We start from the raw sequence: 14,108 nt of genomic DNA on the forward strand, positions 1-14,108 counted from the left end.
AGTCCTAATGTGGTTCGAAAATCCCGGCCTCAGCCAGCGGCATCAATGCGCGCCATCTCGGCCTTGAAGCTCTGGGCAACCTGCAGCGCATCGCGCAAGACCTTCTTGCGTTCGAGGCTGAGCACCTCACGACCGCGCATCAGCCATTGGCCGGCCACCATCACGTCGCGCACGTCGGTCGGCATGGTGGCGAAGACCAGCGTCGAATAGATGTCGTAGATCGGCTGCTGGCGCGGTGACGTGAGCTCGACGCGGATAAGATCGGCCTTTTTGCCCGGCTCGAGCGAGCCGACCTTGGCGTCGAGCCCGAGCACCTTTGCGCCCTCGATAGTCGCCATACGGACAACCTCGACGGCCGGCATCGGCTTGCGGCTGCGGCCGAGCAGTTTCTGGAACATCGAGACTGGTCCGAACTGCGAAAACAGGTCGAGCGTATTGCCGCTCATCGCGCCATCGGTCGAGATGCCCACGGGAATGCCCGCCTTGCGCATCGCCTCGACGGGGGCGATGCCGCGTCCAGCCTTGCCGTTGGAGCGGGCGTTGTGCGCGACGCCGACCCGGGCATTGGCCATGCGCTCGATGTCGGCCTCGTCGACATGCAGGCAGTGGGCGCAGATCAAGCGCTCGCGCAACAGGCCGGCCTTTTCGACCACTTCCACCGGCCGCATGCCATGGCTGGTCGCCGCCCACCGCAGTTCGTCGTCGGTCTCGGCGAGGTGCAACTGCACCGGCACATTGGGATGGTCGTCTGCCCAGCGGGCGATGCGCGCCAGCGTTTCCATGCCGGTCGAATAGGGCGCGTGCGGCGCGATCGACGGAATGATCCGGTCATGGGCGGCAAACTCGGCAACCAATTGCTCGGTGAGGGCGAAGCCTTCGTCAAAGCTCTTGTGGTCGGGCGGATCGAAATTGGCGATGGTCTGGCCGATGACGCCGCGCATGCCGGCGGCATCGGCCACACGGCCGACCTCGGTCTCGAAATAGTACATGTCGGCGACCGTGGTGACGCCGCCCTCGATCATCTCTAGGGCTGCGAGCGCGGTACCGGCCCGCACCGGCTCCGGACGCATGAATTTCCGCTCCAGCGGCAGCATGTAGCGGAACAGCCGGTCGTCGACGTCTTCCCCCAGGCCGCGGAACAACGTCATTGCCATGTGGCAATGCGGGTTGACCATGCCCGGCATGACCAGATCGCCGCCGGCATCGATGATTTCCGCACCAACGATTTCAGGCGCTGGGCCTGCCCCAAGCGCCTTGATCGTGTCGCCCTCGACGTGCACGTAGCCGCTGTCGATGACCGGCATCTCCGCCGTGCAGGGCAGGATGGTAGCGTTGGTGATGAGGATGGACATCGGCAGTCCTCAGTTCATTCCGGCTTGAGTACGCAGCACTGGTCGGGCACCGGCACCAGCTTTGCCGTGCTGCCCGGCTCGAGCGGGCTCGACAGCGCGCCGTTGGCGATCAGCATGCCGGCCGCCGTATCGCTCTGGTACTGGTAGGCGCGGCCGAGATAGGTCCTGAGTCCGAGCGTCGCCGGGATACCCTCGGCCTTGGCGTCTGTAGACACGGCAAGCCCGTCGGCGCGCGCCGCCAGAACGAATGCATCGGGGATGGAACCGAAACGATCCTGCGACAGCTTGAGCTGCGAACCGTCCGATGTCGTCGCGGTGACAGTTGCGCCGTCGCGCGCGGAAACCTTCATCGGAACCAGATTCTCGAAGCCGACGAAGCGCGCGACGAACGCGTTGGCCGGGCGCTGGTACAGCGTTTCGGGTGTGTCGAACTGCATGATGCGGCCGGCATTCATGATCGCCACGCGATCGGAGATCGAGAACGCCTCTTCCTGGTCGTGAGTGACATAGACCGAGGTCGTGCCGTTGGCGCGCTGCAGCTGGCGTATCTCGACGCGCATATCAACACGCAGCTTGGCGTCCAGGTTGGACAGCGGCTCATCGAACATCAAAAGCGGCGGCTCGATAACCAGCGCACGGGCTAGCGCGACACGCTGCTTCTGACCGCCCGACAGCGCCCCGGGCAGCCGGTCGGCGAGCTGCGAAAGGCCGACGCGCTCGAGCATTGCCTTGGCGCGCTTTTCGCGCTCAGGTGCTGCCACACCGCGCTGCTTGAGCCCAAAACCAACATTGTCGAGCACTGACAGATGCGGAAACAGCGCGTAGTTCTGGAACACCAGGCCGATGTCGCGCTTGTAGGCGGGCAGCCGCGTCAGGTCCTTGTCGCCCAGCCGGATGCTGCCCGAAGTCGGCTCAAGGAAGCCGGCGATGAGACGCAGCGTCGTCGTCTTGCCGCAACCGGAAGCGCCGAGCAGCGACACCAACTCGCCGGCGCCGACGGACAACGACAGGTCCTCCAGCACCTTGGTGGCGCCGTAGTGAGCAGTGAGGTTTTGTACTGATAGTGCCTGGGTCATAAGGTTCTACTTCGCAAGGAAGGTGAGGCCGAGCGTGCGCTCGACGATGGCCATCACGGCGACGGTGAGCAGCATGAGCAGCACCGACACCGAGGCGATGGTCGGGTCGAAGAACTGCTCGACATGGGCGAGGATCTGGATCGGCAAGGTCGAGATGCCGGGTCCGGTCAAGAACAGCGACGTCGACACGTCGTTGATCGAGGTGATGAAGGCCAGGATGAAGGCTGCGATCACGCCTGAGCGGACATTGGGCAATACGATGGTGAAGAAGGTTTTCACCGGTGGGCTGCCAAGGCTGACGGCGGCCTCTTCGATCGAGAAGTCGAACGAGGCAAGGCTCGCCGAGACAACGCGGACGCAATAGGGCAGCACCAGCAGCATGTGACCTACGAGCAGCGTGAGAAATATCGGCGTCTGCAGACCGACGGCGACCGACTTCAATAGCGAGAAGCCAAGCACGATTTCCGGCACCAGGATCGGCAGCACGAAAACGGTCGAAAGCCACGACGGCAGCTTGATGCGGTAGCGGTTGAGCGCATAGGCCGCCGGAATGCCGATCAGCAGCGCCAGTCCCGTCGCCAGGAAAGCAAGCTGCAGCGAGGTGACGATGGTGCGTTTGAACGCACTGATCGCGAAGATGTTTTCAAACCAGCGCAACGTCAGGCCTTGCGGCGGGAAGGTCAGATAGGTGGTGTCGCTGACCGAGGCGCCGAGCACGATGATCAACGGCCCCATCAGGAAGATGTAGACCAGGACGGTAAACAGGATCAGCAGGGGATTGATACGGCTGGTCATCATGTCGCCATCGGGTTGAGACGCCGCGCAACGCGGCTCATGGCAAGAACGACGGCGACAGTGATCACCACCATGATTGCTGCGATTGTCGAGGCGCCGACCCAGTCGAACGAGACCATGGCGCGCTGGTACATCAAGGTGCCCATCACCATCTGGCGCTCGCCGCCAAGCAATTGCGGCGTGGCATAGGCGGTGAACGAGCCCGTGAAAACCAGCACCGCGCCGACGATCAGGCCGGGCACGGCGAGCGGCAGGATCACCTGGCGGAAGGTGCCGGCGGGCGTAGCGCCGAGCGAGGCGGATGCCTGCACGACGTCGTCTGGAATGTTTTCCAGCACGCCGACCAGCGTCAGGATCATGAGCGGCACGAACAGATAGACCATCGCGACGATGACCGAGCCTTGCGTGTAGAGCATTGCCAGCGGCTCGGAGGTCAGGCCGATGCCGACAAGGAAATTGTTGAGGATGCCATTCTTGCCGAGGATGATCAGCCAGGCGAAGGAGCGCACGACCACCCCTGTCAGCAGCGGGAAGACGGCAGCGATGATCAGCAGGCTCTTGAGCTTGCCAGGTGACTTCGAAACCACATAGGCGGTGAGAAAGCCGACGACCAGCGAGATGGCGGTGGTGGCGAGCGAAATCTCGATCGTGCGCCACAGCACGGTGCGGCGGAAGCCGCTGCCGAAGAAGGCGACGTAAGGGGCGAAAAGGCCGTTTGGCTCGGCAAATGTCGTGGCGATGGTTGCGGCCACCGGCAGTACGAGAAATACCAGAACGGCCAGCGTAGCGGGCCCGGCGAGCCACCATCCGGCAAAGCGTTTCAGCATGAGGTCCGATCTCTTCCAGTTCATCGAGCCGCGTCGCGTTCGGAGGCAGCGCGTGGGGCTAGCTAGCCTTCATTGTCTGGTGGGGAAAGACGCAGAATGCCGCAAAGGCTGGTAAAACAGCCAAAAGACGCTGTTTGTGGCTCTAAATACACAGGAAAGCGAGAAAGGGCAGGCGCCCTTCCTCGCGTCTGTCATCTTACATGCCGAAGACTTCGTTCCAGCGGTCGACCCAGTCGGTCTTGGCCGTGTTGAGCTTCTCGTAATCGACCTGCTTGAGCGAGGCGATCATATCCGCACCGTAGGTCCACATCTTGGCCTGCTCGGGCGTCAGCTCAACTGCCTTGACGACCGGTGCATCGACGCCGTTCTCGGCGGTCTTCTGCTGCACTTCCTTCGACAGCACGAAGTTGATGAACTCGTGCGCCAGATCGACGTTGGCCGCACCCTTGGGGATGTTGATGGTGTTGAGCGTGGCAATCGCGCCATCGGAAAGATCGGCCCAGGCAGCGGTCGGAACGGCAGCCTGGATCTGGGCAAGGGTGAAGTCCTGGGCGACGGCGGCAGTGATCTCGCCGGTCGAGAACAGGTTCACCAGCTCGGAGCCGGTGTTGTAGTTCTTGACGACGTTGGGCTTCAGCGCCTCGATCGCCTTGAAGGCACCGTCGGCATCGGCAAAGGGATCGACGCCAGCATGCGCGCCGGCGATCATGACGGCCATCGGGCCGGCGGTGGTGGTGATGCCCGGCAGCGACAGCGCGCTCTTGAAATCTTCCTTCCAAAGGTCGTTCCACGAGGTGACTGGGGACTTGACCTTGGCGGTATCGTAGATGACGCCGACGCGGCCGATCGTGTAGGCCGGGCCGAATTCGCCCTGCGGCGCCTTGGCAAGATCATAGAGACCTTCAAGGTTCGGTACCTTGGACTTGTCGATCGCCTGGAAGAGACCTTCCTTGATGCCGATCTGCGAATAGGCGTCGGTGAAATAGGCAACGTCGACACCTTCGCCGTTGCGGATCTTGATCTTGTTGAGGCGGTCGGCGTTGTTGCCGGTCTCGAACACGATTTCGCAGCCGCATTTTTCCTTGAACGGCTTGATGATGTACTCTTCCAGCTTGTCGCCGTTGAAGCCCCACCACGAGATGGTCAGCGTCTTGGCCTGAGCCATTGCCGGCGCGGCGACGAGGGACGTCGCCAGACAGGCTACGCCTGCCGCGAGAAGGGAGTGAAGTCGTGTCATGGAAAGCCTCTGTTGTTTGACGCCCTGCCGCCAACAGGCGCGCTGAAGGGACGCGCGAGCCTATTTTCACGGCCGCTGAGGTGCAACTCCAAATGTTGTGCAGCGCACATCATTATTGATTGTCGTTGCATGGTTTGCAGGCACGCTCTTTGCGGCGTCAGGCTCTCAGTAGCCGCACCTGAATCCGAACTGACGGCCCGCTGCTGTTCGAACGACTGCTAATCCTCGTATCCGCGAGGCCGGCAGAAGCCAATGATGCCGCTATCTGAGCTCTGCCGCATATTAAGTTCAACTTAACCAAGTAGGCCTAGCTTGCTCGTCGTCCCACCCAGGGAGAGGAACGATGCGCAACAGGCCGATACTTGCCGCTGCTTTTCCTGCAATCGTCATGCTCCTCCTCATGCTGGAGCGGATCACTACCGCCATGCTGGCCTGGTATCCAGGCAGCCCAGAATTGTGGCGCGCTTGGCTCGCGCTACGGCAGGTGTCGGGGATGTTCTGGGTCGAGGTCGACTATTTCTTCGGGACATACGTCCCCTTGCAAATGGCGGGCATCGTCGCGGCGGTCATCGTCGTGAGATGGGCCTGCCTGCGCAGCAGGTCCTTCGCCGTTCCTTTCCTCGTCAATCACGCTGCCTTGCTCGCCTTCGGCACGATGTTGCTGGCCGGGCAGCCGTCGATGAGTGCAAGCGCGTTCGGTGACATTGGCATGCTCCAAGGGTTTCGGATGCCGGCCGGGATCGAACTCAACGGGCTGAGCGGGGCCGTGCTGCTGGCAGGCATTCTAGCTTGCGCGTCCTGCCACCACGCCTATCTGAGCCAGGCTCGGCGTCGCGGCCGTGATCTGTCCCTGGCACTCGTAGCCGTAGAGCGCGGCTTCTGATTTGCCGGCACCGTTGGCCGGTCACTTGACCTTGCGATAGTAGACCTTGCCGTCGGCGGACTCGAGCCGCTGATAGGATGAGCTGGGCGCTGGCAGGGATGCCCGCGGTGTCGGCCTCGGCGACGCAACGGGACCGTTCACAGCCTCCATGGCCTGCGGCATGTCCTCGAGCGTGGGCGGCAGGGGGGCGAAATCCACCGGCGCATCCTCGGTCGGCGGCAGCATGCCCGTTTCGATCTGGCGGGGCATGCCTTCGCGCTCGATTTTGTCCAGCCGTTCGCGGACATCGCTGAACTTTCCCTGCAGATCGCCGTCGAGCTTCTCAAAGCGGCTGTGCACGCCAGTGTTGACCAGCTCCATCTTGTCAATGATGTGGGCTTCGAACTTGGAAAGCTGGCCAAGCTTGAGCTCAGTGGCCCGTAGCTCGGAGATGCCGCGGTAAAGATAAACCACCGCCCCAATGTTGAGCGCGGTCATTCCGATGGCTCCGGCCACGGCGAGAGCAATGTAGCGCGGCCGGCTTGCCTGATGGTCGAGAATACCGTCGGTTGCGCCGATGGCGATGACGCTGGGATCGATGATCATAGTCATTCGACAACCACCTTCGTGCCGACCGGCACGCGTTTGAACAGATCGACGACGTCGGTATTGGTCAGCCGGAAGCACCCCGAGGTGCCGTCGAAACCGACGCCCTTGGGGTCATTGGTGCCATGGATGCGGTAGAGAGTGTCTCGGCCTTCCTCATGGAGATAGAGCGCCCGTGCCCCAAGTGGGTTGTATGGGCCTGCGGGAACGAATTCCGGCAACCCCGCCTGGCGCCCACGCATTTCGGCCGGCGGGCGCCATTCGGGCCATTCCTTCTTGGCGCCGACCTTCACGGTTCCGGTCCAGCCAAAGCCGTCGCGGCCTACGCTGATCTGGTAGCGCAGCGCCTGGTCGGCGGAGGTGATCAGGTAAAGCGCCTTCTCCTGCTTGCGGATCACGATGGTTCCCGCCGTCTCCCTGGTTGCGAAGGCAACGAAACTGCGCAGACTCGGCCCCATCGCTGGCAGAGGCGGTCGGCCGCCTGCGATGGCCTCATGTGCCGGGATTTGCATCATCCCGGCAACGATAAGCAAGGCAAATCCAAGGCGTATCAGGATGGCTTCAAAGCAGGGCCTAGCGTGCATCGGCTTCGAGCCTGTCGCGGAACATTGACTTCAGTTCCTTGTTGAAGCGGGCGCGTGCATCGACTTCGGAAGGCAGGATCGCGCGGTTGAGCGCCTCGGTGAGCAACTTGTCGTCGAGGCTGACCGATCGGATGTTGGGCGCCTTGAACACCTTCTCCAGCTCCTTGCGGGAGAAGTGGTTGCCGAACCACCTGCGCTTCTGCTTGTTGGCGACCAGCGTGATGCTGGCGCCATTGCCGCGGAGCTCGCGGATCTTGCCGTAGAGCCGCTTGGCCTGCCGCAGCGAGGCGAGGTTCAACTCGAAGACGATGAAGATCTCGTCGCTGGTCGACAGCACCGATGCTTGCCAGGGCGTCTCGAGATTGGGCAGGTCGATGACGATGTCGTCGAAGCGGTAGGCCGCAAGATCGAGCAGCTTCAAGACAAAATCGGCGCCATGGCCATCGAAGGGCAGGTCGGGCCGCTCGAAGGAATAGATGGTCAGGCCGCTGGGACGCGACAGCTTGATGACGTCGAGCAGTTCGACGTCGAGCCGTTCCGGCTGGGCGACGATCCCGGCGAGATCGAACTGGTTGAACAGGTTGAGATAGGCGCCGCAATTGGCGCTCTGGAAATCGAGGTCGACCAGACAGGTTGCGGTAGCGCGCTCGGGCGACCTGGCGGCGAGCTGCTCGGCGGCCGCGAGTGCCAGCGTGGTCGCACCGGCGCCGCCGCTGGCGCTGATAAAGGTAGTGATGCGGCTGCGGTTGGACTGGCTGCCGCTGTCGTGGAAGGTCACGGCATTGATCAGATCCTTGCCGTCGAGCGGCTTGCGCAGCCAGTCGGAGGCGTTGAGGCGCACAAGCTTGCGCATCCGCTCAGGCTGCAACTCGCTGGAAATGGCAATCAGCGGCACCGACGGCCAGGCGGCCCGCGCCTCGAACAGGCCGGGACTGTCGAGCATTTCGCCCTGATCGAGGTCGAGGATGATGATGCCGGGCCGCGCGCCACCGACACCCTTCAGATAAGCAGCCGGTTCGGCGATCTGGACATCGTAGATCGCCAGCGCTTCGAGCCGCGTGGCAATTTCGCGCCGGAACTGAGCATCTGCCGAAAACAGCGCGATCTGCTTGCGACGGGTCGGCAGGACTTTTGAATCGATGGCGTTCATGGCGCTGTGCTCTTCAGGTCTTCGCCCGTCACCGTGCTCAGCATGGAGGGCATGGCGATGTCGGTGAACCCCATCAGTCCGCTCAGGAAGAAGAAGCGGAAGTTGACGTTTTGCAGGCTGACGGTGATCGTGGGAACGGGTCCGCTTAGCCGTGTCTGGAACCCGAGCCCTGTGGCGGCGTAGGTGATCACGACGTTCTCGCGCTTGAGGGCCGGGAAGAAATGGCACATGCCCGGCCTCTGCGTGCCCGTCGGTGGGGGGCACGCGTCATTGGCGGTGACTGCCGTATCGCCACGGAATATCCGGCTGAAATTGGTGGAGTCGTAGCTTGGGCATGATACGCCGCCGGCCGAAGTGCAAACGAAAGGCCCATAGGCACCGGCAGTGACAGGCGCGCCGGGAGTGGCAGTGGGCGCGGCCGTCAGCAGGCCCTTTGCCACCGGATCGGAGATCGAGGCCAGCCTTGCACCTACCTGTACCGCCTTGTTGGCGGCGTTCCACTGATAGAAGGCATAGCCGAAATCGACGAAGCCGAGGGTAAGCGCCAACAGCAGCGTCATGACGATGGTCATTTCCACCATCGCCGCACCACTTTCCGCCGTTGCAAACCGCTTCAGCATGATCAGAACCGTATCAATCGTTCTTCGTGGGTGCCGTTCAGTGTGATCGATCCGATGCCGATGACGCTGAGCATGCCGAGGTCGGCATAGACCTTGGCGTTGGTCACCTTGGCGATGCATACCTGCGGGGTCACCGAGCGATATTGGGTGACGCCGCCGACGACTGCGTCGTGGCAGTCGGCAGGGCTTGCGATCGCCACTGTGACATCAGATGTTTCCCAGTCTGCGACCCTTGGGCTACCGGAGCCAGCAGGGTTCCCGAATACCGCGATGTTCTTGGCCATATCGGCGCAGTTGATCGCCGGCAGGCCATACTCGGTATACATCTGGCTGTTGCAGCGAGCGGCGAAGCGCGCGGCGTCGTTGACGCCGGCCTGCATCAAGAGCTTCTGGTGCATGATGTTGCCGAACTCGAAAACGCCGGCCGACAGTATGATCATCAAAGGTGCTACGAGCGTCATCTCGACCAGCACCGCGCCGCGCTGGTCTTGGCCGAAGCTATCTCTCAAGCGTTTGAGCGCATCGAGCATGGCGATCACCGATAAAGTTGCGCTTCGTCGCGCAGGAAGTTGTCGAGCGTGCCGCGGCCGCCCTTGCCGGTGATGTCGACCAGTTCGACATAGATGTTCTTGCCGTCCTTGATCGGCTCGGTGAGGAAGAAGCTGCCGAAGGCGCGGACGGGCAGCCCCGTGGATCGGCCGTTGAACTTGACGCCGGATGCCTGGAGCGCGATGCAGTCGAGGATCGCGCCATAGAGGATGCGCCTGTCGACCTTGGTCACCGGCGTGCCGCAGGCTGGAATTCCGGTCTCGCCGCCGACGGCCTTATCCTGATAGATGTTCTTGTCGATCTCGTAGCGGTACATCTCGTAGCGGGTCGCCCCGACCAGTTCCGTCGGCAGCGCCCCGCGACTGGGGTGGTTGACCGTCCAGTAGCGCGAACTGTTCCAGTCGCCCGCACCCATACGGCCGCCCATCATCGTGCAGTTGCCGGCGATATGGCAGCTGTCGCGTTCCAGGCCGACGCCCTTGCTCACGTCGGTCTCGTATTGGACCTTGTTGTCCTTGACGCATTGATTGCCATTCTTGGCGCCCTTTCGGACGTTGACCGCCGGGCCGTAGTCGGCGCCAGTATAGCCTGTGTTGATGCCGAAGCGCGTATTCAACCCGTTCTTGACCGGCCCGGCATTCTGGCCGGGTTCGGTGTCGACGCCGTTGCGCGAATAGCAGGCCAGCGGCTTGGAACTCGCCAGCATGTTCTCCAGGGCTTTGGCGCCGTTGCCGTCGGGGGCGCTCAGGAATGCGAAGTTGCCGGGCGCGTAGGAACCGTCGCCGCGCAAGATGATCTGGCGGCGCCGGTATTGCTGTGACTGTGCCGCCTGTTCTAGGGTGACGCCACCGGTGATGCTGGTGTTTTCATAGGGATTGCACATGAAGACCGGCGTGTAGTCGCAGACGCTTGACCGGAAGCCGGCGACGGCCTTCGCGCCGACGTTGAATGCATTGTCGGCGGCGTTGCCGGTCAGAAACGATGCCGGGAAAAGCGAACGAAAGCCGGTCGGCGTGACCGTCACTTGGATATAGGCGCTTTCCTTCTCGCCCTTTGCCTTGTCCGCGTCCGCGTATTGTGTGCTGGTGACAGCCGAGCTGTCATTCTGCGGCAATGTCTTGAGGAACTTCCAACTGATGTTGCCCGCGCTATTGGCGTTCAACGAGCCGCCCGGTTGTCCCGCCGTTAGAGTCGGCACATCAGCAGTGGAGAAATAGCTCCGGTTCTTGACCAGCTTGTCCATGGCGCGCTCGGCGCGGGCCCAAGCGCCGGCGGAGCCATCCAGCTCCGCCGCCGCCGCCAGCGCAAAGGCATCCGCCGCCTTCTGCAGGTCGTTGTGCAAATTGTTGGCGCGGCTCATGTCGATGACGAGCAGCGAAAAGCCGATGATCGCCGGCAGCATGATGCTGACGAGGATGAGGGCTACCCCTCGCTGGTCGTGCCAGAATGCGCGGAGCGTCCGCAGCATGGCGAAATCCTCCTCTTGCTCTCCGCGCCGGCCGCCTCGTACGTCCGGTGCCGCCTGTCGCCGCATCCTTGCCTCATGAGCCGCCGTCGCCGGGGCCGGGGCCGGCGTCGCCCGCGCCTTCCGACGGGGCGGGCACGGTCGGCGGCAGCAGCAGGCGGCGCATCACGAAGGCGGTGCGCGCGCCGCTGGTCGGAATGTGGTTGTCCTGGGCCGCCGGGTTGAACGGATCGGCCGTCTGCAGCAGCATGTTGTGCTTCTGCGCGTCGCCGGCGGCGAGCGTCACCGTGTCGTAGCGGTTGAGATAGTCGGCGCAGCCACAGAGCAGCCCGGCGATCGCAATGAGGGGCAGGGCGCTATTTCTTGACATAGACCAGCTGATCCTTGGAATTGACGTCGAGCATGTGGCCGTAGGGACCGGTCACGCCCTTGCCGGTTTCGTAGGCGCGGACCATGTCCTTGGTGATCTCGAGTTGCCCCATCAGGAAGAATTCCGGGTCGTTGGTCGGCCGCGTCTTGTCGAGCGGGGTCGCCAGCGGCTGGCCGGGCTTGGTCGGACGCACCAGCCGCGGGGTGACGATGATGACGAGGTCGGTCTCGTTCTTGATGTAGCTCGACGAGCGGAACAGCGCGCCGAGGATCGGCACCTGGCCAAGCCACGGCACCTGAGCCTGGATCTTCCTGTTGTGCGACTGCAGCAGGCCGGCGATGGCAAAGCTCTGGCCGTCGCGCAGCTCGACCACGGTCGAGGCCCGGCGGGTATTGAAGGAGGGGATGTCGAGGCCGTTGGCGCGGATCGTCACCGTCGGATCGACCTCGCTGACCTCCGGGTTGAGCCGCAGGTTGATCTTGCCGTTCTCCAGCACGATCGGGATGAAGCGCAGCTTGACGCCGAACTCCTTGAATTCGATGCTGGTCTGGCCACTGTCCTGCGCCACCGGGATCGGCACCTCGCCGCCGGCCAGAAAGCTCGCCTCCTCGCCCGAAAGGGCTGTGAGGTTCGGTTCGGCGAGGCGGCGGGCCATGCGCTTGTCCTCCAGCGCCCGGATCATCATGTCGACATTGACGCCGGCGTCGATCACCCGGGCAATCAGTGTCGCGAAGGGCGCATTGCCGGTGGCGAAGGTGCCGGCCATGCCGACAAGTCCTTTGAAGGACTGCTCGCCGATCGGGCCCGGCACGCCGGGTGCCTTGGTTCCCTTCTCTCCGGCAGCGAAGCTGACGCCGATCTCGCGGCCGGCGTTGCGCGACACTTCCAGCACCCGCACCTCTAGGTTGACCTGCTGGCTATCCTCGACCTCGATGGCGTTGATGATCGCGTCGGGGCCGTATTGCTGCGCGACCTGGAGGATCGCGGCGAGCTGCGCGCCGTCCTTGACGCGGCCGCCAAGCCTGACGCGGCCATTGACCGAGCCGATGGTGACACGCGAGCGCGGCGCCACCTGGCGGATGGCCGCGGCCATGTCGTCGACGTCGACGCCGACCTCGACCTCGATGACGCCGAGCGAGCGGCGGTCTTCCGAAAAAAGATTGATCGAGGTCGTGCCGGGGCCCTTGCCGATGACATAAAGCGTCCGGTCGGTCATCGGCTGGGCGTCGGCGATCTTGGTGTCGGCAACGACCATGTCGCCGAGGTTCCTGTTGACCTGGATGGTCACCGACTGCGAGGTCGGCAGGAAGATGCGGTGCACGCGCGGGCTGGACACGTCGATGCTGCGGTCTGCCGCGGCAGCCACGGTCGCAGTCAAGGCCGACGGCGCAGCAACCGCCACCGCTACCGCCAGCAAAGCTCCCCGAAATCCCCCCATCAAACTCGCTCCCCCTGGTACTACACTCTGGCTACGCACTTGTCGTTTCGGCTTGCAGTGTCGCGGCGAGGCGCTTTTCGCCTCACTTGGCGCGGGGCACGTCGTAGGTCGCCCGCTCGGTGCCGCGGAACACGCCGATGGTGGCAAAGGCCGGCGGTTCGGGCTGCACGTACCTGATCACTTCCTTGACGATTTCCTTGGCCTCCTGGGCGGGCGTTGCGACGGGCTTGGCCTTGCCGAGTTCGTCGAGGCGGCTGTCAACCTTTTCGACCGCCTTGCGCAGGCCGTCGAACTGGGCATCGTTGCGCTGGCGTTCGGCGTCGAGCGCGGCCTGGCGGTCGAGTTCGGCCTGCCGGGCGGCGACGTCGTCGGGCGTATCGCCGGTGAGATCGGAAAGGGTGACGCGCGCGGTGGATTCGCCCTCGTTGGCCGCGACCTGGCGCAGCGCCAGCGACAGCTGGCCGGCACCTGCGGCGAGCGTCAGCTTCTGGGCGTCCTTGGTCGAAACCTCTAATGTCACCGCCTTGACCACGGTCGGGTTCTCGCTGCTTTCGTCGGCCACCTGGTCGACAGCAAGCACCTTGATGCTCTGCAACAGCACGTCGACAAAACTCTGGTCGGTGCCGTCGGTGTTGCGCACCGTGCGGGTCAACAATATGTCGACGCGGTCGCCGGGAAAGACGAAGCCGGCAACGCCGAGCACGTCGTTGACGCGAATGGAAACGGCCTTCATGCCGTCGGCCAGCACCGCCGACAGCGTCGCGCGCTGGCCGGGGCCGGTGATCTTGCTGGCCAGAATGGGTTCGTTGGCGCCGATCGCCTGCAGCGCCTGGCGGTTGCCTTCCTTGGCAAGCACTTCCTCGACCGTCTTGAAGGCGCCGGCCGGAATGGCACCCGCCGGCCAGGGAATGACACGCATCTTGTCAGTGGTGACGGGGTCGCCGAATTTCAGCCCCACGGCGGCAACGACGATTGTCGCCTTGGGCGCTTCGTCGGCGTGGGCCATCTGGCTGCGCTGGTTGGCGAGCCACATGTTCGCCAGCACGACGGCGAGGACGCCGAAGATGCCGGCCAGAACGATCATGACAATGGAGTTTGCGCGCAATGTAATCCGCCCCTTGCCAGCGTTGCCATCGCCCCACGCGACTAGTGCTTTCATTGCGAACTGGGCCCAGGC

General features: G+C 63.5%; 15 protein-coding genes. 1 reads left to right on the forward strand and 14 read right to left on the reverse strand.

Annotated features, from left to right (window positions below; genetic code table 11):
- Positions 1-29: 29 nt before the first annotated feature.
- The 5 genes from ABSY17_RS13665 to ABSY17_RS13685 form a co-directional block, all read right to left on the reverse strand.
- A complete protein-coding gene (locus ABSY17_RS13665) occupies positions 30-1,352 on the reverse strand; it encodes an amidohydrolase family protein (protein WP_378951554.1) in 1,323 nt (440 codons plus the stop codon).
- A gap of 14 nt (positions 1,353-1,366) precedes the next feature.
- On the reverse strand, positions 1,367-2,428 hold the full coding sequence (locus tag ABSY17_RS13670) for an ABC transporter ATP-binding protein (RefSeq protein ID WP_378951557.1): 1,062 nt from the start codon (positions 2,426-2,428) through the stop codon (positions 1,367-1,369).
- A gap of 6 nt (positions 2,429-2,434) precedes the next feature.
- Positions 2,435-3,226: an ABC transporter permease gene (locus ABSY17_RS13675; protein WP_378951560.1), complete on the reverse strand. Its 792-nt coding sequence runs from the start codon at positions 3,224-3,226 to the stop codon at positions 2,435-2,437.
- Positions 3,223-4,047 carry an ABC transporter permease gene (locus ABSY17_RS13680; RefSeq protein WP_378952658.1) on the reverse strand — a complete coding sequence of 275 codons (825 nt, stop codon included), beginning with the start codon at positions 4,045-4,047 and terminating at the stop codon, positions 3,223-3,225. The genes ABSY17_RS13675 and ABSY17_RS13680 overlap by 4 nt, the downstream gene beginning before the upstream one ends.
- A gap of 199 nt (positions 4,048-4,246) precedes the next feature.
- Positions 4,247-5,287, reverse strand: a complete 1,041-nt coding sequence (locus tag ABSY17_RS13685; protein WP_378951562.1) for a PotD/PotF family extracellular solute-binding protein — start codon at positions 5,285-5,287, stop codon at positions 4,247-4,249.
- A 343-nt stretch (positions 5,288-5,630) separates the two neighbouring features.
- On the opposite strand from ABSY17_RS13685, the gene ABSY17_RS13690 reads away from it, so the two are divergent.
- Positions 5,631-6,170, forward strand: coding sequence for a hypothetical protein (locus tag ABSY17_RS13690; protein ID WP_378951565.1), 540 nt, complete (start codon positions 5,631-5,633; stop codon positions 6,168-6,170).
- 21 nt (positions 6,171-6,191) lie between these two features.
- Here ABSY17_RS13690 and ABSY17_RS13695 read toward each other — a convergent pair whose 3' ends face one another.
- The 9 genes from ABSY17_RS13695 to cpaB all read right to left on the reverse strand — a co-directional run bounded on the left by ABSY17_RS13695 (position 6,192) and on the right by cpaB (position 14,090).
- Positions 6,192-6,755: a hypothetical protein gene (locus tag ABSY17_RS13695; protein ID WP_378951568.1), complete on the reverse strand. Its 564-nt coding sequence runs from the start codon at positions 6,753-6,755 to the stop codon at positions 6,192-6,194.
- 2 nt (positions 6,756-6,757) lie between these two features.
- Positions 6,758-7,270 carry a L,D-transpeptidase gene (locus ABSY17_RS13700; RefSeq protein ID WP_378952661.1) on the reverse strand — a complete coding sequence of 171 codons (513 nt, stop codon included), beginning with the start codon at positions 7,268-7,270 and terminating at the stop codon, positions 6,758-6,760.
- A gap of 58 nt (positions 7,271-7,328) precedes the next feature.
- The gene (locus ABSY17_RS13705; protein ID WP_378951571.1) at positions 7,329-8,489 is read right to left on the reverse strand and encodes a CpaE family protein; all 1,161 of its coding nucleotides are present in this window, start codon (positions 8,487-8,489) and stop codon (positions 7,329-7,331) included.
- Positions 8,486-9,109, reverse strand: a complete 624-nt coding sequence (locus ABSY17_RS13710; protein WP_378951574.1) for a TadE/TadG family type IV pilus assembly protein — start codon at positions 9,107-9,109, stop codon at positions 8,486-8,488. The genes ABSY17_RS13705 and ABSY17_RS13710 overlap by 4 nt, the downstream gene beginning before the upstream one ends.
- 2 nt (positions 9,110-9,111) lie before the next feature.
- Positions 9,112-9,639 carry a TadE/TadG family type IV pilus assembly protein gene (locus tag ABSY17_RS13715; RefSeq protein WP_378951577.1) on the reverse strand — a complete coding sequence of 176 codons (528 nt, stop codon included), beginning with the start codon at positions 9,637-9,639 and terminating at the stop codon, positions 9,112-9,114.
- Positions 9,640-9,644: 5 nt separating this feature from the next.
- Positions 9,645-11,126 (reverse strand): TadE/TadG family type IV pilus assembly protein, encoded by a 1,482-nt coding sequence (locus tag ABSY17_RS13720; protein ID WP_378951580.1) that lies wholly within the window; start codon positions 11,124-11,126, stop codon positions 9,645-9,647.
- Positions 11,127-11,199: 73 nt separating this feature from the next.
- Complete coding sequence (locus ABSY17_RS13725) at positions 11,200-11,493, reverse strand: hypothetical protein (protein ID WP_378951583.1); 294 nt, start codon at positions 11,491-11,493, stop codon at positions 11,200-11,202.
- The gene (locus tag ABSY17_RS13730) at positions 11,480-12,931 is read right to left on the reverse strand and encodes a type II and III secretion system protein family protein (protein ID WP_378951586.1); all 1,452 of its coding nucleotides are present in this window, start codon (positions 12,929-12,931) and stop codon (positions 11,480-11,482) included. The genes ABSY17_RS13725 and ABSY17_RS13730 overlap by 14 nt, the downstream gene beginning before the upstream one ends.
- An 82-nt stretch (positions 12,932-13,013) precedes the next feature.
- A complete protein-coding gene (cpaB, locus tag ABSY17_RS13735; protein WP_378951589.1) occupies positions 13,014-14,090 on the reverse strand; it encodes a Flp pilus assembly protein CpaB in 1,077 nt (358 codons plus the stop codon).
- Between the last annotated feature and the right edge of the window lie 18 nt (positions 14,091-14,108).

Origin of the sequence: Mesorhizobium sp. ANAO-SY3R2 (assembly GCF_042466635.1) — a bacterium.
Lineage (GTDB): Bacteria > Pseudomonadota > Alphaproteobacteria > Rhizobiales > Rhizobiaceae > Aminobacter.